Source organism: Methylobacterium sp. Leaf87, assembly GCF_001422775.1.
GTDB lineage: Bacteria > Pseudomonadota > Alphaproteobacteria > Rhizobiales > Beijerinckiaceae > Methylobacterium.
Genome location: NZ_LMMI01000023.1, coordinates 144,070 through 169,564, shown reverse-complemented (window position 1 = coordinate 169,564; position 25,495 = coordinate 144,070). Strand labels below are relative to the sequence as shown.

The following is a 25,495-nucleotide window of genomic DNA, read 5'->3' as shown; positions in this document are numbered from 1 at the left end:
ATGAAAGGGGCCGCGCCGGCGATCGACGTCGGGGCATTGGCGGTGCCAAGCCCCACCGGACGGGTGGCGCGGGCGTGGCCCCGGACCCTCGGCTGGGCCGCGGCCGCCCTGGCGCTGGCCGCCCTGGTCCTCAGCCCCATCGCGTCCCTCGTCCTCGCGGCGGCCCGGGGCGACGGCACCCTGTGGCCGCACCTCCTCGCCCACGTGCTGCCCCGGGCCCTGGTCGATACCGGCCTGCTGCTCGCCGGCGTCGGCGTCCTCGTGGTGGTGCTCGGCACCGGCGCGGCCTGGCTCGTCTCGGCCTACGCCTTCCCCGGCCGGCGCTGGCTCGAAGCCGGCCTGCTCCTGCCCATGGCGGTGCCGACCTACATCGTCGCCTACGCCTATCTCGACCTCATGCACCCGATCGGCCCGGTGCAGACCGTCCTGCGGGAATGGCTCGGCTACGCCCGGCCCCGCGACTTCGTCCTGCCGGAACTGCGCTCCCTGCCGGGCTGCATCCTGCTCCTCGGCTTCGTGCTCTACCCCTACGTCTATCTGCCGACCCGCGCCCTGTTCCTCATGCAGGCGGCCAACCTCATCGAGGCCGGGCGGATGCTCGGGCGCCCCCCCGCCTCAGTGTTCCTGCGCGTCGCCCTGCCGCTGGCGCGCCCGGCCATCGCACTCGGCGCCAGCCTCGCCCTCATGGAGGCGCTGAACGACATCGGTGCGGCCGAGTTCCTCGGCGTCCGCACCCTGACGGTGCAGGTCTACGCCACCTGGGTGAACCGCTCCGATCTGCCCGGCGCCGCCCAGATCGCCCTGGTGATGCTGGTCGCCGTCCTGGGCCTCGTGGCGATCGAGCGCTGGGCCCGGCGGGGACGGGGGTTCGCCGGCACCGCCCAGCGCCCGCGCGACCTCGCTCGCCGGCCCCTCCACGGCTGGCGCGGCTGGGCGGCCCTCGCGCTCGGCCTCGTGCCGGTCACCCTCGGCTTCCTGATTCCGGCGAGCTATCTCGTCCACGCGGCCGTGGCGCGGGTCGCCCGCACCGGCTGGCCCGCGACCATCCTGCCGGAGATCGGCAACACCGTGCTGTACGCGAGCCTCGCCACGGGCCTCGCCGCCGGCATCGGATTCCTCGTCGCGGCCGCCCCCCGCCTGCTGCCCGGCCGCCTCGGGCGCGGCATGGTCCGGCTGACGGGCCTCGGCTACGCCCTGCCGGGCGCCATCCTGGCCATCGGGCTGCTCGGCCCCCTAGCCCTGGCCGACACGATCCTGTCGGAGGGGCTGACGCGCCTGTTCGGCGCCGCCCCCGCCCTCATCGGCCTCGGCACCGGCGGCGCCCTGGTGATCGCCTACCTCATCCGCTTCCTTGCCGTCAGCGTCGGCACCTGCGAGGCCGGGCTCGGCCGCATCCCGCGCAGCCTGCCCGACGCCGGGCGGATGCTCGGACGCGGACCCGCCGCGACCCTCGCGCGGGTGCAGTGGCCCCTGGCCTGGCCGGCGGTGCTCAGCGGGGCACTCCTCGTCTTCGTCGATTGCGTGAAGGAACTGCCCGCGACCCTTCTCCTGCGCCCCCTCAACGTGGAGACCCTGGCGACCCACCTCTACGGCGAGGCCGCGCGCGGCACCTACGAGGACGGCACGGTCGCGGCCCTCCTCATCGTCCTCGTCGGCCTCGTGCCCGTCATCGTCCTGATGCGCCTCGGCACCCGGCGCGAGGCCGCCGTGGCGGCCCGTCCGTGAAAACCTCACCCGGCGAAATTCCCGCCTTGACGGGCCGGGGGGCCGCGCCCTAGAACGCCCTCGGTTCCGGCGGCATCGCCCACGGAACGCCGTTCGCTTCGACCCTTGGCCTGCTCGCGAGAGCCGACCACGCGAACTGGCAAGAATGGCAGCGGGCGGTTGGCTCAGCGGTAGAGCGTCCCCTTCACACGGGGAAGGTCACAGGTTCGATCCCTGTACCGCCCACCATTTCCTCCATCGAACACACACCATCCACCAGATTTCGCCGCCATGCCGTGCGTGATCGGCTGTCCGGGCCGGACGCATCTCGGGTCCTCATCCCGAGGCGGCCCCTCGGGATGAACACGTTTGGCTGGGGCCATTCGGGCTGGGATCATCCCCGCGCCACCGGCACGAGCGCTTCCACGGCCGCCACCAGCTCATCGAAATGCGCGATCACCCGGTCGGGGCCGAAGGCCTCGACGGGCAGATCGGTATAGCCGAACGGCACCGCGATCACCGGGATGCCGGCGGCCTTGGCCGCGTCGATGTCCGCGCGCGAATCCCCCACCATCACCGCGCGAGCGGGGTCCCCGCCCGCGCGTTCGATGGTGAGGGTGATGTGGCGCGGGTCCGGCTTGAAATGCGCGAACGTGTCCCGGCCGCAGATGGCGGAGAAGCGCCCCGACACCCCAAGGAGTTCGAGGAGCGTGAGGGCGTGGGCTTCGACCTTGTTGGTGCACACGGCGAGGGTGAAGCCCCGGGCCGCGAGGGTGTCGAGGGCCTCCGTCACGCCCGGGAACAGGTGGGAATGGTCGCACAGGTGGCGGCCGTAATGATCGAGGAACGCCACGAACAGGGCTTCCAGGCGGTCGTCGTCGAGGTCCGCGCCGGCCGCCTCGAACCCGCGCCGGATCAACGCCTTGGCGCCGGCGCCGATCATGTCGCGGGCCTGCGCGAGGTCGAGGGTCTTCAGGCCTTCCTGCGCCAGGATGGCGTTGAGGGTTCCGACGAGGTCGCCCGCCGTTTCGGCCAGGGTGCCGTCGAGGTCGAACACCGCGATGGGCGGCAGGCTGGACGGGGATCGGCTCGGCGCGGACATGGGCTGGCTTTCTGCGAGGGCTCGGCGTTGGAGATCGGGGCCAAGCGCTATCGGGGCCGCGCGGCAGGGGCAAGACGCCCGCGCGGAGGTGCGGTTTGGGTAAGACGCTGGCGCGGGGCCACGGTTGCGCCGCAAGGCGGCGCTATCGCTCGCGCGATCCTCAAAACCGAGACATCGGGACACCCATGCGTCTGACCCACATGCGTCTGACCCAACAGGCCTCACACCTTTTCCGCGCGGTGGGGCTGCTGGCCCTCCTGACGACGACGGCCTGGGCGAGCTCCTACGAGTTCGTGCCCGCGCCGCAGATCGACCTCAACCGGGTCTACCGGGTCGACAAGGTCACGGGCGAAGTCACCTCGTGCCAGTACGGCCTGCGCGAGGGCGCGGTCGGCAGCGTCGGCCTCACCGTGTGCTACGGCGCCGGCGAGGGTGCGAGCGCCCAGGCGCCTTCCGAATACGGCCTCGTCGCCTCTCGCCACACCCGCGAGGCGGGGGTGTTCCGGGTCAATTATCGCACGGGCGAGATGAGCATCTGCTACGTCCAGCTCCAAAAGGAGGCCGTGGTCTGCACGGCGCAAGCCAATCCCACCGGACCGGAGGAAGCGGCGAGCCCCGTCCCCGGCCGGGCGAGCCCGAGCGTGACGCCCCCCCAAGGTGGTTCCGCGCGCCCTTGATCGCGCTCGTCCGCGTCGCGTTTGACGGCGCGGTCAGCCGTGCTAGGGCCTGCCGACGCCCGAAGCCCCGAGCCCGTTCCATGCGCCCTGCCGTCCCGAGCCGTCCCGTCGCCGCCGAACGACCGGCCCCCGGACGTTCGGCATGAGCGGGCCCGACCTGCGGCGCGCCGCCGCCGAGCGGGCCGTCGCCCTCGTGACGGACGGGATGCGCTTGGGGATCGGCACCGGCAGCACCGCCAACGCATTCATCGAGCTGCTCGGCGTCCGCGTCCGCGCCGGCCTCGACGTCGTCGGCGTGCCGACCTCCGAGGCGACGCGGGTCGCGGCGGAGGCCGCCGGCATCCGGCTCGCCACCCTCGAGGAGCTGCCGGAGCTCGATCTCACCATCGACGGGGCCGACGAGATCGACGGGCACATGCGCCTGATCAAGGGCGGCGGCGCCGCCCTCCTGCGCGAGAAGATCGTCGCCTTCGCGAGCCGGCGCATGGTGGTGATCGCCGACGCGGCCAAGCGCGTCGCGACGCTCGGCGCCTTCCCGCTGCCCATCGAGGTCAACCCGTTCGGCCTCGGCGCCACGCGGCGCGCGGTGGAGGCGGCCGTCGCGGCCGCCGGTTGCGCGGGCGCGATCGTCCTGCGCACGGGCGCGGACGGGGCACCGCTCCGCACCGATGGCGGCCATCACATCCTCGACGCGCATCTCGAGCGCATCCCCGATCCCGAGGCCCTCTCGGCCGCCCTGTGGGCGGTGCCCGGCGTGGTCGAGCACGGCCTGTTCCTCGGCCTCGCCACGGGGGCGATCCTGGCCGAGGCGCGGGACGGCACGGCGCACGTGACCTGCCTCGGCACCGTCTGACCGACCCAGATTTCTCGCCCGACCCGCATCGTCGAAGACTTCCCGGAGCCTCCTCCATGTTTCGCCCCCTGGCCTCCAGCTCCCACGCCCTGCGCGCCGCACTGGCGGGCGCCGCGCTCCTGATCGCCCCGGCGGTCCACGCCCAGGCGCCGCAGAAGCCGGCCGCCCCGCAGAAGGCCACGCCGGCCAAGCCCGCGCCCCCGGCGCCCGCGACCCCGGCGGCGAACAACCAGGCCCCGGCCTTCGCCCCGTCGCACATGGCGCTGGCCCGCGAGGTGATGCTGAGTTCGGGCATCGCCCGTTCGTTCGATTCCATCATCCCGGCCTTCAGCGAGCAGATCCGGCAGAACGCCGTGACGCGGCCCGAACTCGGCAAGGACCTCGACGAGGTGCTGGTCGGTCTCCAGCCCGAGATGGAGTTGCAGAAGCAGGCGATGATCGACACGGCGGCGCGCATCTACGCCACCCGCCTCACCGAGGCCGAACTCTCCGACATCGCCACCTTCTTCCGGTCGCCCGCCGGCAAGCGCTACGTCGAGACCCAGCCCCAGGTTCTCGACGGCATCGTCCAGGCCATGCAGGGCTGGACCCAGGAGGTCTCCGAATACGTCATGGTGCGCGTGCGGGCCGAGATGGTGAAGCGCGGCCACCAGCTTCAGTAAGGCGCCTCGGCGCCGCGGTGCGATCAGGCTTCTTCCCGCGCATGTCCCCGCGCATGTCCCTCGGCGAACGCCTGCGCGGCACCGGAGCCCTCGCCCTGGCCGCCCTCCCCCTGGCGATGGTGGCGGCCAACCGCTCGAGCCCGGCGGTGATCGGGCTTGCCGCGCTCCTCTTTCTCGCCGCCACCCTGATCGAGGATCGGCGCGCCGCCTGGACCACCCTCGCGGCCCCCTTGCGCACGGGAGCGGGGTTCACAGCCCTCGCCTTCCTCGGCTGGTGCCTCGTCTCCATCGCCTGGAGCCCGTTTCCCGCCCTGTCCTGGCGCACGACCGGCGAGTTCGGGCCCACCCTCCTGGCCGCCTACCTGCTGGCCCGCCTCGCACCGGGCAGGATGCCGCCCGGGACGGCCATGGCCGCCGCCTGGATGCTGGGCCTCGCCGGGCTCGTTCTCGTGGCGGACCTCGCGACCGACCTCGCTCTGCGCAAGGCGCTGGGCACGCGGGTGGCCTACTTCATCTACAACCGACCGGCCCTGACGATCCTGCTGGTCGCCGGCCCCTTCGTCGCCCTGCTCCTGCGCAGGGGGCACCGGCTGGCGGCCGGTCTCATCGGGGTCGTGTCCGCCGTCGCGATCCTGCGCTCCGTGAGCGGCGCCGCCGCCCTCGGGCTCCTCGCCGGCACCGGCATGGCCCTGGCGGCGTGGGGCCTGCCCCGGCGTGCCGGCCTCGGCCTCGCCGGGGCCGCCTTGGCGCTGGCGGTGGCGCTCAGCCCCGTGGAGGGCGATCTCCTCCATCGCCTGATGCCGGAGGCGGCCCATGAGCGCCTCGTCCAGAGCAGTTCGCGGGCGCGCGTCGCCATCGCGCGGAGCTTCGGCGCGGCGGTGGCCGCCGATCCGTGGCGCGGGGCCGGCTACGGCACGGCCGGGCGCTTCGCCTGGACGCCCGCGGCCGACGGCATCGCGCCGGAATGGCACCGGATGCTGGCGGTGGGCCATCCGCACAACAGTTTCCTGCAGGTCTGGGCCGAACTCGGGGTCATCGGAGCCGGACTGATGGCGGCCCTCCTGTTCCTGACGCTCCGCGCCATCGCGGCGATGCCCCGCTTCCAGGCGGTGACGGCGCTCGGCCTCCTCGGCGCGGCGGCGGCGGTCGCCTTCGTCGAGCACGGCGCGTGGCAGGCCTGGTGGGTGGCCGGTCTCGGGGGCGCCGTGACCTGGTTGCGCGAGGGGTGGCTGCAGGAAGGCGGGGCCGAGACGGGCTGAGGCTCAGGCCGCCGCCGCCTCGACGCGGTTGCGGCCGGCATTCTTGGCCCGGTAGAGGGCGAGGTCCGCGCGCTTGAGCATGTCGGCCGGTCCCACGTCCTCGGGCCGGCGCCAGGACACGCCGATGGACACGGTGACGCCGATGGCCCGGGTGTCGCGCTGGATCGAGAACGGCACGGCCTCGATCCGCTCGCGGATGCGCTCAGCGATGGCGTGAGCCTCGGGTGCCTCGGCGTCGGGCAGGATGATCACCACCTCCTCGCCGCCGTAGCGGGAGACGATGTCGATGCCCCGCGTGTGCGTGCGGATGCGATCGGCGAAGGCGCGCAGCACCTCGTCGCCGGCCTCGTGGCCCCAGGTGTCGTTGATGGTCTTGAACCGGTCGATGTCGAGCATAAGCGTCGCCACCGGGCGGCCGCGCAGCGCTGCCTCGGCGAACAGGGCACCGAGATGACTGTCGAGGTAGCGCCGGTTGTGCAGGCCCGTGAGCCCGTCCATGATCGCCAGTTCCATGGAGGCCTGGACGGCGCCCCGCAGGGTGTCGGAGAAGCGGCGGCGGCGCACCTGCGTGCGGACGCGGGCCACGAGCTCGTTCCGGTCGACGGGGCGCATGAGGTAGTCGTGCACGCCGAAATCGAGGCCCCGCACCACGCGCGCCTTGTCGTGCGGCTCGGCGATCATCACCACCGGCATGGCCCGGGTCCGGTCGAGGGACCGTAGCTGGCTGCACAGGCGCAGGCCGTCGAAATCGGCGAGATCGAGGCTGACGAGGGCGAGGTCGAAACCGCCCTCGGTGGCCAGCACCAGGGCCTTGTGCGGATCGGCCTCGACGGTGACGCTGTGGTGCTGGCCGAGCGCCGTCGCGAGGCGGTCGGCGGAACTCGCGCGGTCCTCCACCAGCAGTATCGTGGCGTTCTGCCCGGTCTCGGCGGTGGCGAGCGCCAGGGGGTCGCCCATGCCGAAATCCCGGGAGGCCAGGGCGCGGCTGCGCAGCTCGTCCGTCACCGCCTTCAGCCGCACGAGGCTGCGCACGCGGGCGAACAGGGCGATGTCGTCGATGGGCTTGGTCAGGAAGTCGTCGGCGCCGGCATCGAGGCCGCGCAGGCGGTCGGAGGGCTGGTCGAGGGCGGTGACCATCACCACGGGCAGATGGGCGGTGTTGGGGTCGTTCTTGAGCCGGCGACACACCTCGAACCCGTCCATGCCGGGCATCATCACGTCGAGGAGGACGAGGTCGCACAGACCCTTGGCGCAGATCGCCAAGGCATCCGGGCCGTTCATGGCCGCCAGCACGTCGAAATACTCCAGGGAGAGCTTGGTCTCCAGGAGCTTCACGTTGGGGAAGAGATCATCGACGATCAGGATCCGGGCCGACATCTGTCCTCACGCGTTCGGATCGAAGGGGACACGCCCGATCAAACGGATATGCCGGGTCACGACGACTTGCCGTCACCGAGATATTGACGGACGGTGGCGAGGAATTTGGCGACCGAGATCGGCTTCGACAGGTAGGCCTCGCAGCCCCCCTCGCGGATGCGCTCCTCGTCGCCCTTCATGGCGAAGGCCGTGATGGCTATGACCGGGATCGACTTGAGGTCGTCGTCCTCCTTCAGCCACTTCGTGACTTCGAGGCCGGAGACCTCGGGAAGCTGGATGTCCATCAGGATGAGATCGGGCCGGTGGGCGCGGGCGAGTTCGATGGCCTCGATCCCGTTGGCGGTCTTGAGCGTTGCGTAGCCGTGCCCTTCCAACAGGTCGTTGAAGAGCTTCATGTTCAGCTCGTTGTCCTCGACGATGAGCACCGTCTTTGTCATGGCCCATTGTTCCCGGCGTTCGAGCGGCTCATTGTTCTTCGAGGCATGGCCCGCGCAATGAGATGTAACGGATACATGTTGACGAAACGCAAATCCGCCAATGACCGTGATTCGGCCGAGCGCCTCGCCCTGGCGATCCTCGCCTGGATGGCCACGGACGACGAGCGGCTCTACCCCTTCCTCAACGCCACCGGGGTGACCCCCGACACCCTGCGGGCGAGCGCGCAGGATGTCGGGTTCCTGGCCGGGCTCCTCGACCACGTCATGGGCGACGAAGCCACCCTGATGGCCGCGGCGGAGGCCCTGGCGGTGCCGCCCGAGCGGATCGCGGCGGCCTGGCGCCGACTCTCGCCCATGGAGTTCGACGACGGATTTTCGGATCAGGGGACGCGGGGCGACGACGTCTGACGGCGCCGCGCGTCCGCCCATTCGAGGCAGGTCCGCTCGACCGATCGATCGGAGCGGTGGACGGGCCACTCCCGTGGCGGTGAGAGGGGCGCCGCCGCATCATCCGCCCTGCCGGCGGATCGACGCCGCTCCGGGAGCCGATGCCCTCGCGCTGCGCCCGACCGCGTTGGGTCGGGCCACATCGCGAGGCCTTCGCTTTGCCGCGCTCTTTTGCGCCGAACCGGCATCCACTTCGACGGAGAGTGCTCTAGGACTTGCAGTCGGTGGCGGCCGGGAGCTTGTCGAGGCGGCTGAGATTGCCCGCCACGGCGAATTCCCCGTAATCGAGGCGCAGGTTGCCGCTGACGCCGTTCTCGTAGAGGTCGAAGGTCAGCACGTAGATCGGCGTGCGCTCGCCTTCGCCGGCGGTGAAGTAGCTCAGGGTCACCGGCCAGTGGGTCATGCCCGCCATCTCCCCCTCGCGCAGGGGCTTGTCGCGGTCGGCTTTCGGCTTCGCGGCGACCTCGCCCACGGCTCCCTCCTGAGGCGCCCCTTCCTTGACGGAAGCGGTCGTGGCCGGGCGTCCGATCACCGCCAGGGTGTCGTAGACCTTCCGGCCGTCGTCGGTGCCGTCGTAGACCTTCACCGAGAGGGTCGTCCGGCCCTCGCGCGCCGCCGCGATGAGGCGGCGCATGTGGACCGTCGGGAACAGCACCTCTCCGCTCGCCTGGAACCCGTCGCGCTTGGGCTCCTTCAGGCGAACCTTGAGGGCATCGGCCACCGTCTCGGCGGTGCCGTCCACGGATTGGCCGGGCGTGCCGTTGAGCAAAGTGCTGACCTTGAAGCGGTAGCTGCGCCCGTCGGCGCTCTCGAAGGTGGTGTTGCGCAGGTCCGAGATGCGGCTGCCGGTCTCGCCGCTTTCCAGCACCGTCACCTGCCGGGTCTGCATCGTGTAGCCCTTGCAGGCGTCGCCCGAGAAATCGATGACGATGCGCCCGCGCGCGCTCTCCACCGCCCGGGTGCCGCCGCTCTGGGCGAGCGACAGGTCGTAGACCGCGCGGTGGCTGGCGAGGGGCACGGGCTCGGCGGCCGACGCCCCGCTGGCGGACAGGATGAGGCAGGCCGTGGCGCGGGACAGACGCATGAAGTCTCCTGCCGGGGGGTTGGCGGGGTCGGACCGGCGCACCGTTCGGCACGCATGGACTGCCCGTCAGATAGGCCGCCCGTCACCCACCGGCAATGCGAGTCCCTCGCGGCGGAGAGAGCCGGGCACGGCTTTGCGAACTCGTCCTTGCAAACCTGGGTTTGCAAACTTGGCTTTGCAAACTTGGCTTTGACGGTGAAAACCCCGTCGCCCGCCCGGACGCGGTCAAGGCCGCTCTTGCCTCGGACTCGGGCGCTCCTGTACGGTTCGACCGTCGCCGAAGAGAGCCCGAGGCGAACGTCACCTGTCCGGTCCCGGGACCTTACGCTGCGGAGCTCCGCCGCCGGTCCTTCGCGCCCGTGATACATGCGGTGATCGGTGCACGATGTCGGAGGGGGCGATGACCGAAACGGTTCCGAGCTGGTCGGACGAGCGCGTCGATCTCCTGCGTCGCCTGTGGCAGGACGGCCTGAGCGCGAGCCAGGTCGCCACGCAACTCGGTGGCGTGACCCGCAACGCCGTCATCGGCAAGGTCCATCGTCTCGGCCTGTCCGGCCGCGTGGCGAAAGGGCCCGACACCCTCCCCCGCAAGAAGCCGGCCCGCGAGGGCGCGGGCCAGGAGCCCGGACAACCGGAATCCGCGGACCACGAGACCGGGCATCGGGACACCGAAATCCAAGGGCTCGGCATCGATGCCCCCATGCTCGGGACCGTGGGCCGGGACAGCGAACCGTCCGGAACCGCGGCGGTCGAGGCCGGATCCGTCGTCGCGATGCAGCCCGCTCCCGCGGATACGCGCGCCGCGCCGGTGCCCGTGGCCCGGATCGAGGCCGTGGGCTTGGCGGCCTCGCGCAGGGTCACGATCATGGATCTGCGCGAATCCATGTGTCGCTGGCCCCTCGGGGACCCGACGTCGCCCGATTTCCACTATTGCGGCGACCGCGCCATCACCGGCCTGCCCTACTGCACCCACCACGCCCAGATCGCCTACCAGCCGGCGGCCGAGCGCAAGCGCGACCGCAGGGTCGGCGGATTTCGCTGAGGCGATCGCGATCGTCGTGCCGCCGGGAATCCGAGCGGGTCATGCTCCGCGCTTGCGGCCGGCGCGTCACTCGGTGCCGGCGAACATCTCGTCGAACGAGTAGCCCGAGCCCCGGACCGTGCGGATCGGGTCGCTCTGCCGGGGCCGGTTCAGGGCCTTGCGCAAACGCCCGACGTGCACGTCCACGGTACGCTCGTCGATGTAGACGTCGTGCCCCCAGACGCCGTCGAGCAGCTGCTCGCGCGAGAACACGCGCCCGGGACTGCGCATGAGGAATTCGAGGAGCTTGAACTCCGTCGGACCGAGATGGATCTCGCGGCCCTCGCGGCGGATGCGGTGGCTGAGACGGTCGAGCTCGATGTCGCCGGCCACCAGCAGGTTGGCCACGTGGGCCGGCTTGGCCCGGCGCAGGAGCGCGCGCACGCGGGCGAGCAGTTCCGGCACGGAGAACGGCTTGACGATATAGTCGTCGGCCCCGGTGCCGAGGCCACGGATGCGGTCGCCCTCCTCGCCCCGGGCCGTCAGCATGATCACCGGCAGGCGCTCGGTCTCCCGGCGCGCCCGGATCCGGCGGCACAGCTCGATCCCCGACAGGCCGGGCAGCATCCAGTCGAGCAGCACGAGGTCGGGCACCTGCTCCTGCATCCGCAGGTCGGCCTCGTCGCCGCGCGCGGCGGAATCGACCTCGAACCCTTCGGCCTCGAGATTATAGCGCAACAGGAGGGTCAGGGCCTCCTCGTCCTCGACGATGAGGATCCGCGTACTCATCACAACCGCCCGCTCATGCGGCCCGGAACCCTGCCCGACCCATGGCGGGGCGGGCAGGGCTCGAACCCTTGGTCTTTCGCGCCCTCGACGAGGGCTCCCCTCAGGCCCCCGTGGTTAGGCCGAGGGGCGGCATGTCCACCGTGGCGTAGTTCGAGGCGTCGTTCTTGGGACGATCGCTCTCCGCCAGGCTGTTGGCGCCGGTGACGAGGTAGTGAATCGTCTCGGCGATGTTGGTGGTGTGGTCGCCGATACGCTCGATGTTCTTGGCGACGAACAGCAGGTGCGTACAGAACGAGATGTTGCGCGGATCCTCCATCATGTAGGTCAGGAGCTCGCGAAACAGCGAGTTGTACAGGGCGTCGATGGCGTCGTCGCGCTCCCACACGTCGAGGGCCGCCTTGGTGTCGCGGCTGGCATAGGCGTCGAGGACGTCCTTGAGCTGCTCCTGCACCAGGTCGCTCATGTGCTGGACGCCGATGACGATCTTCTGCGGCTGGATCTGGTCCGCGATCGCCACCACGCGCTTGGCGACGTTCTTGGCGAGATCGCCGATGCGCTCGAGGTCGTTCGAGACCCGGATCGCCGACACGGTCTCGCGCAGGTCGATGGCCATGGGCTGGCGCCGGGCGATGAGCAGGATCGAGCGCTCCTCGATCTCGCGCTGCAGGGTGTCGAGGCGGTGATCGGCGGCGATGACCGCCTGGGCCAGGGGCACGTCGCGGCGCACGAGGGCGTCGCTCGCCTCCGTCATCATCTTCTCGGCGATGCCGCCCATCTCGGAGATGGACCGGCGCAGGTCTTCGAGGTCGGTGTCGTAGGAACTGACGATGTGGTCGGGCATGTCGCACTCCTCGGTCAGGTCTCGTTCGGGGAAACCTGCCACAGGGCGGGGTGGGGCGGGCTGCGGCGGAGGAGCCGCCCCCTCTCCCAAGAAATCAGCCGAAGCGGCCGGTGATGTAGTCCTGGGTCTGGCGCTTCTCGGGGTTCATGAAGATCCGCGTGGTCGGACCGAACTCGACGAGTTCGCCGAGATACATGAACGCCGTGAACTGCGAGATGCGCGCCGCCTGCTGCATGTTGTGCGTGACGATGACGATGGTGAATTCGGACCGCAGCTGCTCGATGAGCTCTTCGATGCGGCCCGTCGAGATCGGGTCGAGGGCCGAGGTCGGCTCGTCGAACAGGATCACCTCGGGGCGCTGCGCCACCGTGCGGGCAATGCACAGGCGCTGCTGCTGGCCGCCCGAGAGGCCCATGCCGGACTGCTTGAGCTTGTCCTTCACCTCGTCCCACAGGGCGGCCTTGCGCAGGGACTCCTCCACGCGCACGTCGAGATCGGCTTTCGGCAGCTTCTCGTAGAGGCGCAGGCCGAAGGCGACGTTGTCGTAGATCGACATCGGGAACGGCGTCGGCTTCTGGAACACCATGCCGATGCGCGAGCGCAGCTCGTTCAGGTCGACCCTGGCGTCGAGGACGTTCTGGCCGTCGAGCAGGATCTCCCCTTCGGCGCGCTGGTCGGGGTAGAGGCTGTAGATGCGGTTGAAGGTGCGCAGCAGGGTCGATTTCCCGCAGCCCGACGGACCGATGAGTGCGGTGACCTGCCGGTCGTGGAAGTTGAGGTTCACGGATTTCAGGCCGTGGAAGGTGCCGTAGTAGAAGTTCAGATCCTTCACGGCGATGCGGACGGGGGAACTCTCGTCCGCCTTGTGGCGGCCGGTGAGCTGCGCGGAGGTAATCCCGTTGGCGGCGTTCATCGGTTGCGGGTCCTTCAGGTCGAACGGGGGCGGGGCGAACGGGGCGCGGATCAGCGCGCGCGCTCGCTCTTGATGACGAAGCGGGCCACGATCGAGAGGGCGAGGATCGTGACGGTGATCAGGAGGGCGCCGGCCCAGGCGAGCTGCTGCCAGTTGCCGTAGGGCGAGAGGGCGAACTGGTAGATCATCACCGGCAGGTTCGGCACGCCGCCCATGAGGTTGGGTGAGAACCAGCTGTTGTTGTTCAGCGCCGTAAACAGGAGCGGCGCGGTCTCGCCGGCGATGCGGGCGAGCGCCAGGATGATGCCGGTGACGATGCCGGCGGAGGCCCCGCGCCACGTGATGGCGGTGATCACTTTGGAGGGCGGGGCCCCGAGCGCCGCGCCGGCCTCGCGCAGGGTCGAGGGCACGAGGCGCAGCATGTCCTCGGTGGTGCGGACGATGACCGGGGTGGCGATGATGGCGAGCGCGACGGCGCCGGCCCAGCCCGAGTAGCTCCCCATGGGCCGCACCATCAGGGTGTAGACGAACAGGCCGATGAGGATGGAGGGTGCCGAGAGCAGGATGTCGTTGAGGAAGCGGATGAGGTCGGCGAGCTTCGAGTTGCGGCCGTACTCCGCGAGGAAGGTGCCGGCCATGACGCCCACCGGCGTCGCGACCAGGATGCCCAGGAAGGTCATCACCAAGCTGCCGAGGATCGCGTTGGCGATGCCGCCGCCCTCGGAGCCGGGCCCGGGCGTCGGCTCGGTGAAGAGGAGCGGCGAGAACCCCTTCACGCCCTCGATGATCAGCATGGCCAGGATCGAGCCGAGCACGAGGATGCCGATGAGGGTCGCGACCGTGCTGGCGCCGATGAGCAGCTTGTCGGCGACCCGGCGTCCCGAGCGGACCCGGCTCGCCTGGAGGGGCGGCGCGGCGGTGACGGTGTTGAGCGCGTCCATGGTGGTGTCTCCGGCCGGACTCAAGCGACCTTCACGCGCCGGACGAGCAGGCGGGCGACGATCAGGACGAGGAAGGTGATGACGAACAGGATGCAGCCGAGCGCCATCAGGGAGTTCAGCTGCAGGCCGTCGGCCTCGTTGAACTCGTTGGCGATGCGGGACGCGATGGTGGAGCCCGGATCGAACACCGAGGCCGAGAGGCGGTTGGCGTTGCCGATGACGAAGGTCACCGCCATGGTCTCGCCGAGGGCGCGGCCGAGGCCGAGCATGATCGCGCCGATGATCGAGACCGAGGCCTGGGGCACGAGGACGTGCCGCACCACCTCCCAGGTGGTGCAGCCGATGCCGTAGGCGCTCTCGCGCAGCACCGTCGGGATCTGGTCGAGCATGTCGCGGGTGATCGAGGCCACGAACGGCACGATCATGATGGCGAGGATGATGCCGGCGGTGAGGATGCCGACGCCCGAGGGCACGCGGGCGTAGAACAGGGTGCCGACGATGGGCATCCCCTCCACTAGGTTCGACACCGGCATCTGCACGAAGCGGGCGAACAGGGGCGCGAAGATGAACAGGCCCCACATGCCGTAGATGATGCTCGGCACCGAGGCGAGGAGCTCGATGGTCATCGCCACGGGCTTGCGCGCCCAGCCGGGGCAGAGCTGCGTCAGGTAGATGGCGATGCCGAGGGACAGCGGCACGCCGATGAGGAGAGCGAGGATCGCCGAGGCCAGGGTGCCCACGATGGCGACGAAGGCACCGTATTGCTCCTGGCCGATGTTCCAGGCGCTCGAGGTGATGAAGCCGGGGCCGAACTCGGCGAAGGCCGGCCAGCCGCCATACGCGATGGAGGCGAGGATGCCGAAGAGAACGAGGAGGACGAGGATCGCCGAGGCGTAGGAGGCGGTCCGAAACAGGGTGTCGCCGAGGCCGCCGGGCTTGCGCCGGGCCGGAGCGGCGGTCCGCGTCAGGGAGATCTGTTCAGTCAAGGCGCCCATCCGAAATCGTCTCTTCTCTCTGCGGCGTCTACAGCGCGGCGTGCCCCGACGCGAGCCCACCGTCGCCGGGCCCACTTTCGCCCATGGGACGGGCCCGGCGCATGCACCGGGCCCGTCGATGGATCACCTGTCCTCCGTGAAGGAGGGCTCAGTTGTTGTAGACGGGCTTGCCATCCTTGGTCTTGATGGTCTTCCAGGCCTCGTGGATCAGGCCGACGACGTTGTCGGGCAGCGGCACGTAGTCGAGGTCGACGGCGAGCTTGTCGCCGTTCTTGTAGGCCCAGTCGAAGAACTTGAGCACGTCGGCGGTCTTGGCCGCGTCGGCCGGCTCGCGGTAGACGAGGATGAAGGTCGCGGCGGTGATCGGCCAGGCGTCCTCGCCGGCCTGGTCGGTCAGCGAGATGCCGAAACCGGGGGCGGACTTCCAGTCGGCGCTGGCGGCTGCGGCCTGGAACGCCTTGTCGTCGGGCTGCGGGAACTTGCCGGCCTTGTTCTGGAGCAGGGTGTGGCTGAGCTTGTTCTGCTTGGCGTAGGCGGACTCGACGTAGCCGATGGCGTTGGGGACCTGCTTGACGGTGGCGGTGACGCCCTCGTTGCCCTTGCCGCCCTGGCCCACGGGCCAGCTCACCGTGGTGGCGGCACCGAACTCCTTCTTCCAGGGCTCGGACACCTGGGAGAGGTAGGTGGTGAAGATGTTGGTCGTGCCGGACGCATCCGAGCGGTAGACCGGGGTGATGTTGGCGTCGGGGAGCTTCACGCCTTCGTTGAGCTTGGTGATGCGGGCATCCGACCACTTGGCGATCTTGCCGGCATAGATGTCGGCGACGATCTCGCCGGTGAGCTTGAGCTTGCCCGGCTCGACGCCCGGGATGTTCACCACGGGGACGACGCCGCCCATCACGGTGGGGAACTGGACGAGGCCGTCCTTCTCGAGGGCCGGTCCCTTCAGGGGCGCGTCGGTGGCGCCGAAATCGACGGTCTTGGCCTGGATCTGCTTGATGCCGCCGCCCGAGCCGATGGACTGGTAGTTCAGGCCCATGCCGCTTTCCTTGCGGTAGGCCTCGGCCCACTTGGAATAGACCGGGAACGGGAAGGTTGCGCCAGCACCCGTGATGTCGGCAGCCAGGGCGGAGGTGGCGAGCTGGGCGGTCGCGAGCCCGAGGGCAAGCGCGTAGGCGAAGGGTTTCACGAGGCTCTCCGTGTCTGTCGAGCGGGAGGGGGGACCGAAGGGCCCGCGCGATCCGCGCGCCCTCGATCCGCCACGACCCGTTAGCCGCCCGATGGTGCGGCTCTATGACCACGACGTGACATACGGATGACAGCGCCCGCCCATTCCCCGCGGCGGCGCGGCGGAATGGCACGGTCCTTGGACTTCGTGCGTTGGCAACACCTGCGCTCAGCACCGTGTCTTGGCGCCGTGTGGTGGCACGATGCGGCTCGGGGGAAACGATGGCGATGAACGAAGCGGACCGCGAAGAGGCGCCGTCGGGCGGCGATCCGGTGGGCGATCCGGGCGAGGGCGCGTTCCTCGACCTCCACGTGCAGCGCGAGGCCCTGGAGCGCAGGCTCGTCCTCGTTCAGCAGCAGCAGCAATTCGGTACGAATGCGGAGGCGATCGCGCAGGCCGGCACCGAGGAGCGCGAAGCCCTGCTCGACCTCGATCGGGTGCTCACCCTGATCCGGGCGGCGGAATATCGGCGACGGCCGGGCGCGCGGCGCTGGTAGGCCCGCGCAGTCAGGGGACGTTCAGTCCATCCGGCGGCGGTCGCGCTCCTTGTGGCGCAGGCGCAGCAGGAGGTCGATCTGGCTGTCGGGGATCGGCAGCGTGTCGCAGGTCTCCTCGTAGAGGGAGCGCAGGGCGTTGCCGAGGCGGTAGCGCGTCTCGTCGGTCAGCGTGGGATGCGCGTCCCCGTCGTGTTCGTGGTCCATGCCCATTCCGGTGATTCTCTGGTCCACGTCGCAGTCCCTCGTCTCGAGCGATGTTCAACGCCGACGCCGAATCAGGCGCGTGCCCGTCACCACGTGAGAGTCCGCGATCATGGTAAACAAAATCTTAACGCTGTCCGTGTCCCAGGTGCATCACGCATCCGCCGATTGAAGCAGGCGGGCGGCCGCCGCGCGGGCCTCGTCGGTCACGGTGGCGCCGGCGAGCATCCGGGCGATCTCCTCGCGCCGGGCCGGGGCGGCCAGGGACGCGACCCGGGTGGCGACGCGGTCGCTGCCCTTCACCGGGTCCTTGGCGATGAGGAAATGGGTCTCGGCCCGGGCGGCCACCTGAGGCGCGTGGGTGACGGCCACCACCTGAACCCGGGTGGCGAGGCGCCCCAGGCGGGCGCCGATGGCGTCGGCCACGGCCCCGCCGACGCCGGTGTCGATCTCGTCGAAGATCAGGGTCGGCGCCGAGCCCTTGTCGGCGAGTACGACCTTGAGGGCGAGCATGAAGCGCGACAGCTCGCCGCCGGACGCGACCTTCATCATCGGCCCGGGCCGGGTGCCCGGATTGGTCTGCGCCCAGAACTCGACGCGGTCGTAGCCCGCGGCATCCCGCGAGTCCGGGTCGGTGCTGATCTCGGTGATGAAGCGGGCGCGTTCGAGCTTGAGCGGCGGCAATTCGCCCTTCACCGCCGCGTCGAGGGCCTTGGCCGCCTTGCGGCGCCCCTCGGTGAGCTTCGTCGCCGCCTTGGCGTAGGCGGCCTCGGCCCCCGCCAGGGTCTTTTCCAGGCCGCCGAGGGCCTCCTCGCCGGCATCGATGGCGGCGACGTCCGACGCGTAGCGCTCGCGCAGCGCCGCGAGATCGTCCACGGGCACGTCGTACTTTCGCGATGCGGCGCGGAGCGCGAACAGCCGCTCCTCGACCCGCTCCAACTCGCGCGGGTCGAACTCGGCCTCGCGCAAGGCGGCGTCCAGAACCGTATGGGCCTCGTCGAGGGCCGTCAGGGCGGCATCGAGGGCGGCGACGCAGGGCTCGACCAGGGCGGGCAACTGTCCGGCCCGGCGCTCGAGCTTGCGCAGGGCGGAAGAGAGGTGGGCGACGCCCGGACCACCCGACGCCTCGATGGCCTCGTTGAGTTCACGGGCGACCTTCTCGCCCTGCTGCATCACCGTGCGGCGCTCGGCCAGGGCCGTCTCCTCCCCGGCCTTCGGATCGAGGGTCTCCAACTCGTCCACGGCGTGGCGCAGGAAGTCGACCTCCTTGCGCGCGGCCTCCACCCGGGCCCGGTGCTCGGCGAGGCTGGCGCGGGCGGCGCGTACGCGCTTGGCGGCCTCGCTCACCTGACCGAGGGGCGCCTGGAGGCCACCGAAGGCGTCGAGGATGGCGCGATGCGTCCCCGGATCGGCGAGCGCGCGATCGTCGTGCTGGCCGTGGATCTCCACGAGGGCGAGGCCGATGGCGCGCAGGACCTGCACACCCACGGGCTGGTCGTTGACGAAGGCCCGGGTGCGGCCGTCGGCCATCTGGATGCGGCGCAGGATGAGATCGCCCTCGGTGTCGAGGTCGGCCTGCGCGGCCAGCGCCCGGGCGGGGTGGTCGAGGCCGATGTCGAACACGGCGGTCACGGCGCCCTGCGCCTCGCCGTGGCGCACGAGCCGGCCGTCGCCGCGCCCGCCGAGCGCCAGGGCGAAGGCGTCGAGCAGGATCGACTTGCCCGCCCCCGTCTCGCCGGTCAGGACGCTGAGGCCCTCGCGAAAGTTCAGGTCGAGCTTGTCGATGAGGACGATGTCGCGGATCGCGAGCTGGCTCAGCATGCTGCGGCGCGGGTCCTCTCCACTGGGACGGGTCCTCTCCACCGGATACCTGCGTCCCAACGCACCGTGATGTCCGGTCGAGGGACGGCGTCAGGTACGGATTCTGTCAGGGGCACTCTTAGCCATAACGCTTCCCGGGTTCACGCGCAAAATGCAGTTGGGCATCCTTGGCGCCCGTTCCGCTCAAGTGATCAGTGGGGAAGCAGCGCAGCGAAATCGAACGCTTCGATCTGTCGCTGGAAGTCCGGATTCCTCTCGCGAACCGAGCGGGCGATCAGATCCGTTTCGAAGGTGGGCCCCGGTGCGGCCGCGACCTCACCGGCTCGCAGGAATTGGTCCGCGTAATGCCGATCGCCTTGAGCGATCGACCCTCGCGCGATCGCTTCGGCAAGAAAATCCGCGACGGAGTCGGAGGGCATGTCCGACGGAACCAAACCCTTGGCCTTCAGGTGCCTGAGAACTCGCATTCTGGCCTGCGTGGAGCCAAGATTCGAGACATGGAGCACCCCGATCCGGCCGCACGCGTCCGGCCGGATGCGCGCGGCAACGTCCCCAACGTGGAGATTGTGACCGACATGGGTGAGATCGGGGCAGATGTTCGAACGCACGATCGCCTTTCCGTTGAAGGTCCCGGCCGCGATCGCATCCCGTGAGACATCGAAGCGCAGCGGTCCTTGCCACGCACGGTCATCGGATCGCTCCGCCGGCGCGGCGATGTTCTGATACCAGGTGCCCGGATAGATTGGCTCATCGCCCTCCGACAGAATCGAGAGCAGATTGTCCCCCCCGATGGTCCCGTCCCGGTAGCCGAACACGAACTCGTCCGCATCGACCACACAAAGATACTTGCAGCTTCGTGATACAAATCGATAGAAATTCAAATTGAACGCAACGTCGTGCAGATTGTCGTAGTAATGTGGATATGAGAACAGCAAAACTCGTTCTCTATATTCCGCAAGCAGGCTCAGATACGCCTCATCTCTCGACCCACAGTCCATGACGATGATATTATGCCACCCAACGAGACGACCATAGTAGTCCATCCATTTCGGCAGCAAATACGCGTCATCCTTTATCTTAAGAACGACTTTTAGATAGGTATTCAACCCTGCGCCGAATTCGAGCCCGCGGGTGCGACCGACGGCGAGCCAATCCCGATATGCGTCCCGGCGTGAAAAAAAGCGTTTCCGGCGGCTGTTCTCGTAGACGCGTTTCGAGAAGAACGGGGTCTCGTGCCGCAGGTCCGAGCCGCAGCGGTCGAAGTGCCGCTCCTCAGGACGCTCTAGGAGATACTGATAGGTATCGTGGAACCGCGGCCTAGCAGCAAAGCATCGTATGCGCTGCCAAGCATGGAACGTCCAGCGCTGCAGGTCCATCGATGGCAGTCGCTAGACCAAATCAACCAGATGAATGGGATCCGGCTTGTAAGGCTCCGACTCCGCAACGCGGCGCTCAATTGCTTCGATGGATTCGGCGGGGCGCGACACATCGATCCCCTTCAGCTGCCACGGCGCGAGCGTCCACCAATTCGAGGCGAGCAGACGCGCGATGAGCGCCTCATCGAAGCGGTAGCGGACGACCCGGCCCGGATTCCCCACGACGATGGCATACGGCGGAACATCACGGCTCACCACCGCGTAGGCACCAATGATCGCGCCCGTTCCGATGGTCACGCCGGGCCGGACATAGGCACGGTGGCCGATCCAGACGTCGTTCCCAATCACGATGGTACTGCCTTGAACGAACCCCGCGCTTCCGGCCGTGTCCGGATCGAACGCATGGTAGGCGTCGGCGTCTGCGAAGTCGCGACCGACTGGAATGATCGTCTCGTGCAGATAGAAGAACGGCGAGGTGCTCAGCCAATCGATCGAGTGATCGCCCCGTCCCATCTGGACCTCGTCGCCGATGGAGACGTACCGCCCAATCGTGACGTTGTTGAAGTGACCGGAGACGCCGTAGCTGAAGCTGCCCACGGAAATCCGGCCTAGGATATCCATCCACTGCAGGGAGCAGGGCGGCTCGAAGACGCTGTTGGGCGGAAGCACCCGGCCGTCCGGCGGCGGCGCGGAATCGACGCCGCGTGCATTCAGCGTCGCCTTGAGTTCGGCAGTTATGACGTAGCGACCATCCGCCGTCATCCGCGGCTGAACGGGTGCAGGAGCGTCATCGATCGGGACCGAAACCGGCGTCGGCATCGGTCGATGAATCGGAGGGAGGATGCCGACCTTCCGCAACAGCCGGGTCGTTCTGCGTACGAGCATGAGGCGGTGACGTCGCTCCAAAAGCAGAGAACATGGACCCAAGCGGTGGATCTCCGCTTTCGGAAAAGGTGATACAAAGTCGATGATCGGCGGTGGTATGGTCCGCCTCGGAAACCGCGGTAACTTCGAACTGGAAGCCCCCCCTCCTACCTGGGTCGGGCGGTCGAACGGCGGCCCCGAGCGGGGCCGCTGGCTCAGGTCACTGCGCTTCGGCGGTCCGGCCGACGACGCCGCGATAGACCTTGCTCAGCCACGAGGACTTTTCCTCGCGCGGCTCCAGGCCGCCGTTCTGCAGGAGCGCGAAGGCGTCCTTGTACCAGGGGCTGTCGGGGAAGTTGTGGCCCAGCACGGCGGCGGCTGTCTGCGCCTCGGCGGTGATGCCGAGCGCCATATAGGCCTCGACGAGGCGCTCCAGGGCTTCCTCCGCGTGGCGGGTCGTCTGGTACTTGCTCACCACATCGCGGAAGCGGTTGATGGCGGCGGGGAAGTTGCGACGCTCGAGGTAGAAGCGGCCGACCTCCATCTCCTTGCCGGCGAGCTGGTCGCGGGTGATCTGGATCTTGGCCTTGGCGTCGGTCGCGTATTCCGAGGTCGGATACTTCTGGACGAGCTCCTGCAGTCCGGCGAGCGCCTTCTCCGAGCGATCCTGATCGCGGGTCACGTCGGGGATCTGCTTGTAGTGCGACATCGCCATCAGGTACTGGGCGTAGGCCGCGTCCTTGCTCGCCGGGTGGCGCTGGAGGTAGCGCTTCGAGGCCGAGATGGCGTCGTCGTACTTCTGGCCCTCGTAGTTCGAGTAGGCCGTCATCAGCAGCGCACGGCGCGACCAGTCGGAATAGCTGTAGGCCTTGTCGAGCTCGCCGAATTTCTTCGAGGCGCCCTCGTAGTCCTTGTCCTCCATCCGCGCCAGGCCGTCGCTGTAGAGCTTGTCGGCAGGAACATCCGGCACGACTTCCGGCTTGTACTTCTCAGCGAAGGGGTTGATCGAATCGAGGGCGTCGCAGCCGCCGAGGCCCACGCCGCAGAGCGTGAGAAGCACGGCCGCCATCGCACCGCGGTTCGGATGAGTGAGGCGCATTCCGGTACTTCCCCCAACAGGCGGCCCGCTCGGGACGCGCGTCGTCAAGCCATCACAGGTGTCGGTCGCGTGGCTGACGGCGTGATGCCACGGTCCGGCTGCGTTGCCCAGCGGACCTTGCCCCGTTTCACGGACGATTCACCGTGGCGCGCGATTTGGGCGTGAAAACGGCGGCCGGCTCGGCCTTTGCCCTGAGCCCACCGATTTGCGGACCGGATGTTGCGGGCCCGCTACAGATCCCGATGTCAGAGTTCGCCCGCGAAGGCGGCGAGGCCGAGGCTGTTGCCGAATTCGGCGAGGCTGGTCTCGCGGCGCGGGCTGGCGGCTTCGACGATGGCGTAGTTGGCCCGGTCGGAGAACAGGGCGGTCAGCACGCCGACGTTCATGCGGTGGCCGCCGCAATAGGAGCGGTAGGCGCCCTGGAGCGGCAGGCCGGCAAGCGCGAGGTCGCCGACGGCGTCGAGGAACTTGTGGCGGACGAACTCGTCGGCGTAGCGCAGGCCCTCGGGGTTCACGACCGCCGTCTCGCCCACCGCGACGGTGTTCTCGAGGGAGGCGCCCAGGGCAAACCCGGCCTTCCAGTAGCGTTCGACGTCGCGCATCATCCCGAAGGTGCGCGCGCCCGCGATCTCGCGGCGATAGGCGGAGGGGGTGAGGTCCATGGCCTTGCGGCTGCGGCCGATCACCGGGTTCTCGAAATCGATCTCCACGTCGAGGCGGAAGCCGCGGTCGATGGGGCGGAGTTCGGCGAAAGCGCGGTCCACCTCGATGCGGACGGGGCGCAGAACCTTGATCCAGCGCCGGGCGGCGCCGCAGGTGGTGAGGCCGACGGCGTCGATGGCCTGCACGAAGGGACGGGCGCTGCCGTCGAGGATCGGCATCTCGGGGCCGTCGATCTCGACGAGGACGTTGTCGAGCCCGAGCCCGTAGAGGGCGGACATCAGGTGCTCGATGGTGGCCACGGCGCCCGTCTGGACATCGCCGATGACGGTGCAGAGTTCGGTGGCGGACACGCAGGCGTGGTGGGCTTTGATGAGGCGATCGTTGCCGGTGGGCATGCCGGTGCGGAGGAACGCGATTCCGTGGTTCGCCGGCGCGGGGTGGAGGGTGATCTCCGCCGGGTTCCCGGAATGCACGCCGATCCCCCTGAGGGTGGCCGGTGCCTTGAGTGTCGTTTGATGGTTCGTTCGCATTCCATAGCCCTCGGCCGTGATCGAACGCAGGCCTCCTTCGAGGGAGGCAAGTCGTTCCCGTGATCCGTCCGCTGCTTGAAGCCCCGCGAGCGCGGGCGGCGAAACCGCCGCGCTTTTCGTTCCAAAATTCGTATAGCCCCGCCCCAAACCGGGACCAAATCACGGATTCTTACGCTGTGTTACAATGCAGCGTTTGGAGAGCGATCGAAAAACCTCTGCGCGATCAATCGCTTGACCACGCACGTCACCCGAGGTCGCAAGACCCCGGGTGCGTTGCAAAAACACATCAGACCGGACGGAGATGGGCCCCGTCCGGGGCGTTCAGTTGGCCTGGCGACGGAGGAAGGCCGGGATCTCGAGCTGATCGTCGTCCATCATCCGGGCCTGCGGGGCCTGTACCCGGCCCTGCGGGTCGAGGTTGCCCTGGGCCGGGCGGTAGCCCTGGGCGACGGGCGCGGGCGCCCGCTTGGCGTAGTCGGCGGGGGCCTGCGGCACAGGGCTGGCCGGAGCGCGCACCGGCACCGGCACGGGGGCGGCCTCGGCCTCCTCGCGGCGTCCGCCGAAGCCGACGGTGGCGAGGCGGCGCAGGAGCGTCATCCGCTTGGTATCGGCGGCGGGCTCCGCCGGCTCTTCGCCGCGGCTGGCGCGGAGCTGGGCCTGGGCCGGCATCGGCAGGTCCTGGATCTGCGGCATGCGCGGCGCGCGGGCGACGGCAACGGCCGGGCGCGGCGGCACGAACGGGCCGGCGGCCTGGAGGGGAGCCGGCTCCGGCAGCGGCAGAGGGGCCGGCTCGTACGCCATGGCGGCGCGGGGCTGGGTCTGGGTCAGCACGACCTCGTCGCGGATGACGGGGGCCATCTCCATCCGCACTGGCTCGACGGGGGCCATGGCCTCCGACAGGGCGGGGCGCGGAGCCTGGACCGGCGCCGGAGCGACGGGGGCGACGACCGGGGCGGCTGCGGGAGCGGTCAGGGGCTGGTCTTGTCCGGGGGCGCGAAAGGTGGTGGCGGGCTGCGCCGCCCGGGCCCTCGCTTCCGCCCGAAGCCGCTCGGCCACCTCGGCGATCCGCTGCTCGGTCTGCTGGATCTCGGGGTTGTTCTGCGAATGGGCCGTGATCAGGGCCGGCTCGATGCCGGTGGCGACCACGGAGACGCGGATGATGCCGTCGAGGCTCTCGTCGAAGGTGGCGCCGAGGATGATGTTGGCGTCCGAGTCGACCTCCTCGCGGATGCGGGTGGCGGCCTCGTCGAGCTCGTAGAGGGTGAGGTCGTTGCCGCCCGTGATGGAGATCAGCAGGCCGCGGGCGCCCTTCATCGACACGTCGTCGAGGAGCGGGTTGGCGATGGCCGCTTCCGCCGCCCGGTTGGCGCGGTTCTCACCGGAGGCCTCACCGGTGCCCATCATGGCCTTGCCCATGCCGCGCATGATCGCGCGGACGTCGGCGAAGTCGAGGTTGATGAGGCCTTCCTTGACCATGAGGTCGGTGATGCAGGCGACGCCCGAGTAGAGCACCTGGTCGGCCATGGCGAAGGCGTCGGCGAAGGTGGTCTTCTCGTTGGCGACCCGGAACAGGTTCTGGTTCGGGATCACGATGAGCGTGTCGACGGCGGCCTGGAGCTCCTGGATGCCGGCCTCCGCCGTGCGCATCCGGCGCACGCCCTCGAACTGGAAGGGCTTGGTGACGACGCCGACGGTGAGGATGCCCATGTCGCGGGCCGCGCGGGCGATGACGGGGGCCGCACCGGTGCCGGTGCCGCCGCCCATGCCGGCGGTGATGAAGCACATGTGGGCGCCGGACAGCTGGTCGCGGATCTCGTCGATGACCTCGTCGGCGGCGGCCGAGCCGACCTCCGGGTGCGAGCCGGCGCCGAGCCCCTGCGTCACGCCGAGACCCATCTGGATCACGCGCTCGGCCTTGGAGGAGGTGAGGGCCTGGGCATCCGTGTTGGCAACGACGAACTCGCAGCCGAGCAGGCCGGATTCGATCATGTTGTTGACGGCGTTGCCGCCGGCTCCACCGACGCCGAAGACGGTGATGCGGGGCTTCAGTTCCCGGATGTCAGGTGCCTGCAGACTGATGGCCATGGGTGTCGAGCCTCTCGTGCCTTTCACGT

At 69.6% G+C, this 25,495-nt stretch carries 25 protein-coding genes and 1 tRNA gene; 9 read left to right on the top strand and 17 right to left on the bottom strand.

Annotated elements, in window-relative coordinates; translation table 11 throughout:
• A complete protein-coding gene (locus ASF22_RS13180; RefSeq protein WP_082483694.1) occupies positions 1-1,725 on the top strand; it encodes an iron ABC transporter permease in 1,725 nt (574 codons plus the stop codon).
• A 153-nt stretch (positions 1,726-1,878) separates the two neighbouring features.
• Positions 1,879-1,953, top strand: a tRNA-Val gene (locus ASF22_RS13175).
• A 145-nt stretch (positions 1,954-2,098) separates the two neighbouring features.
• Here ASF22_RS13175 and ASF22_RS13170 read toward each other — a convergent pair.
• Positions 2,099-2,806, bottom strand: coding sequence for an HAD family hydrolase (locus ASF22_RS13170; protein ID WP_056264998.1), 708 nt, complete (start codon positions 2,804-2,806; stop codon positions 2,099-2,101).
• Positions 2,807-2,991: 185 nt separating this feature from the next.
• Here ASF22_RS13170 and ASF22_RS13165 point away from each other — a divergent pair, with 185 nt between their 5' ends.
• The 4 genes from ASF22_RS13165 (at position 2,992) to ASF22_RS13150 (ending at position 6,257) form a co-directional block, all read left to right on the top strand.
• Positions 2,992-3,483 (top strand): hypothetical protein, encoded by a 492-nt coding sequence (locus ASF22_RS13165; RefSeq protein ID WP_082478766.1) that lies wholly within the window; start codon positions 2,992-2,994, stop codon positions 3,481-3,483.
• A 142-nt stretch (positions 3,484-3,625) separates the two neighbouring features.
• Positions 3,626-4,336, top strand: a complete 711-nt coding sequence (gene rpiA, locus ASF22_RS13160; RefSeq protein ID WP_056264995.1) for a ribose-5-phosphate isomerase RpiA — start codon at positions 3,626-3,628, stop codon at positions 4,334-4,336.
• Between the two features lie 56 nt (positions 4,337-4,392).
• A complete protein-coding gene (locus tag ASF22_RS13155; RefSeq protein ID WP_056264992.1) occupies positions 4,393-4,998 on the top strand; it encodes a DUF2059 domain-containing protein in 606 nt (201 codons plus the stop codon).
• A gap of 41 nt (positions 4,999-5,039) precedes the next feature.
• Positions 5,040-6,257, top strand: a complete 1,218-nt coding sequence (locus tag ASF22_RS13150) for an O-antigen ligase family protein (protein ID WP_056264989.1) — start codon at positions 5,040-5,042, stop codon at positions 6,255-6,257.
• A gap of 3 nt (positions 6,258-6,260) precedes the next feature.
• Here ASF22_RS13150 and ASF22_RS13145 read toward each other — a convergent pair whose 3' ends face one another.
• Together ASF22_RS13145 and ASF22_RS13140 are read right to left on the bottom strand one after the other, a co-directional pair.
• On the bottom strand, positions 6,261-7,634 hold the full coding sequence (locus ASF22_RS13145; protein ID WP_056165909.1) for a PleD family two-component system response regulator: 1,374 nt from the start codon (positions 7,632-7,634) through the stop codon (positions 6,261-6,263).
• Between the two features lie 56 nt (positions 7,635-7,690).
• Positions 7,691-8,071, bottom strand: coding sequence for a response regulator (locus ASF22_RS13140; protein WP_056165906.1), 381 nt, complete (start codon positions 8,069-8,071; stop codon positions 7,691-7,693).
• A 75-nt stretch (positions 8,072-8,146) separates the two neighbouring features.
• Between ASF22_RS13140 and ASF22_RS13135 the strand changes: the two genes are divergently transcribed.
• Complete coding sequence (locus ASF22_RS13135; RefSeq protein WP_056264987.1) at positions 8,147-8,479, top strand: DUF3572 domain-containing protein; 333 nt, start codon at positions 8,147-8,149, stop codon at positions 8,477-8,479.
• 247 nt (positions 8,480-8,726) lie between these two features.
• On the opposite strand, the gene ASF22_RS13130 is transcribed toward ASF22_RS13135, so the two are convergent.
• The gene (locus ASF22_RS13130) at positions 8,727-9,602 is read right to left on the bottom strand and encodes a cell envelope integrity EipB family protein (RefSeq protein ID WP_056264984.1); all 876 of its coding nucleotides are present in this window, start codon (positions 9,600-9,602) and stop codon (positions 8,727-8,729) included.
• A 400-nt stretch (positions 9,603-10,002) separates the two neighbouring features.
• Between ASF22_RS13130 and ASF22_RS13125 the strand changes: the two genes are divergently transcribed.
• The gene (locus tag ASF22_RS13125; RefSeq protein WP_056165897.1) at positions 10,003-10,644 is read left to right on the top strand and encodes a GcrA family cell cycle regulator; all 642 of its coding nucleotides are present in this window, start codon (positions 10,003-10,005) and stop codon (positions 10,642-10,644) included.
• Between the two features lie 66 nt (positions 10,645-10,710).
• Here ASF22_RS13125 and phoB read toward each other — a convergent pair whose 3' ends face one another.
• From phoB to pstS, 6 genes are all read right to left on the bottom strand, one after another.
• The gene (phoB, locus tag ASF22_RS13120; RefSeq protein WP_056165894.1) at positions 10,711-11,412 is read right to left on the bottom strand and encodes a phosphate regulon transcriptional regulator PhoB; all 702 of its coding nucleotides are present in this window, start codon (positions 11,410-11,412) and stop codon (positions 10,711-10,713) included.
• A gap of 100 nt (positions 11,413-11,512) precedes the next feature.
• Complete coding sequence (gene phoU / locus ASF22_RS13115) at positions 11,513-12,253, bottom strand: phosphate signaling complex protein PhoU (RefSeq protein WP_056165889.1); 741 nt, start codon at positions 12,251-12,253, stop codon at positions 11,513-11,515.
• A 94-nt stretch (positions 12,254-12,347) separates the two neighbouring features.
• A complete protein-coding gene (gene pstB / locus ASF22_RS13110; protein WP_056165883.1) occupies positions 12,348-13,166 on the bottom strand; it encodes a phosphate ABC transporter ATP-binding protein PstB in 819 nt (272 codons plus the stop codon).
• Positions 13,167-13,216: 50 nt separating this feature from the next.
• A complete protein-coding gene (pstA, locus tag ASF22_RS13105; RefSeq protein ID WP_056165880.1) occupies positions 13,217-14,107 on the bottom strand; it encodes a phosphate ABC transporter permease PstA in 891 nt (296 codons plus the stop codon).
• A 20-nt stretch (positions 14,108-14,127) separates the two neighbouring features.
• Positions 14,128-15,102, bottom strand: coding sequence for a phosphate ABC transporter permease subunit PstC (pstC, locus tag ASF22_RS13100; protein ID WP_056165877.1), 975 nt, complete (start codon positions 15,100-15,102; stop codon positions 14,128-14,130).
• Between the two features lie 148 nt (positions 15,103-15,250).
• On the bottom strand, positions 15,251-16,291 hold the full coding sequence (gene pstS, locus ASF22_RS13095) for a phosphate ABC transporter substrate-binding protein PstS (RefSeq protein WP_056264982.1): 1,041 nt from the start codon (positions 16,289-16,291) through the stop codon (positions 15,251-15,253).
• 266 nt (positions 16,292-16,557) lie between these two features.
• Here pstS and ASF22_RS13090 point away from each other — a divergent pair, with 266 nt between their 5' ends.
• Positions 16,558-16,827 carry a hypothetical protein gene (locus ASF22_RS13090; protein WP_200927133.1) on the top strand — a complete coding sequence of 90 codons (270 nt, stop codon included), beginning with the start codon at positions 16,558-16,560 and terminating at the stop codon, positions 16,825-16,827.
• Positions 16,828-16,848: 21 nt separating this feature from the next.
• Here the strand turns inward: ASF22_RS13090 and ASF22_RS13085 are convergent, their stop codons facing one another.
• The 7 genes from ASF22_RS13085 to ftsZ form a co-directional block, all read right to left on the bottom strand.
• Positions 16,849-17,031, bottom strand: a complete 183-nt coding sequence (locus ASF22_RS13085; protein WP_244473096.1) for a hypothetical protein — start codon at positions 17,029-17,031, stop codon at positions 16,849-16,851.
• Between the two features lie 150 nt (positions 17,032-17,181).
• On the bottom strand, positions 17,182-18,849 hold the full coding sequence (recN, locus tag ASF22_RS13080; RefSeq protein ID WP_056264977.1) for a DNA repair protein RecN: 1,668 nt from the start codon (positions 18,847-18,849) through the stop codon (positions 17,182-17,184).
• Between the two features lie 191 nt (positions 18,850-19,040).
• Positions 19,041-20,225, bottom strand: a complete 1,185-nt coding sequence (locus ASF22_RS23110; RefSeq protein WP_082483693.1) for a glycosyltransferase family 2 protein — start codon at positions 20,223-20,225, stop codon at positions 19,041-19,043.
• A gap of 12 nt (positions 20,226-20,237) precedes the next feature.
• On the bottom strand, positions 20,238-21,044 hold the full coding sequence (locus ASF22_RS13070) for a CatB-related O-acetyltransferase (RefSeq protein ID WP_162239560.1): 807 nt from the start codon (positions 21,042-21,044) through the stop codon (positions 20,238-20,240).
• Between the two features lie 265 nt (positions 21,045-21,309).
• Complete coding sequence (locus tag ASF22_RS13065; protein ID WP_056165863.1) at positions 21,310-22,188, bottom strand: outer membrane protein assembly factor BamD; 879 nt, start codon at positions 22,186-22,188, stop codon at positions 21,310-21,312.
• A gap of 245 nt (positions 22,189-22,433) precedes the next feature.
• Positions 22,434-23,381, bottom strand: coding sequence for a UDP-3-O-acyl-N-acetylglucosamine deacetylase (gene lpxC, locus ASF22_RS13060; protein WP_056264968.1), 948 nt, complete (start codon positions 23,379-23,381; stop codon positions 22,434-22,436).
• A 321-nt stretch (positions 23,382-23,702) separates the two neighbouring features.
• Entirely contained in the window at positions 23,703-25,466 is a 1,764-nt protein-coding gene (ftsZ, locus tag ASF22_RS13055) for a cell division protein FtsZ (RefSeq protein WP_056264965.1), read from the bottom strand.
• Positions 25,467-25,495 lie beyond the last annotated feature (29 nt).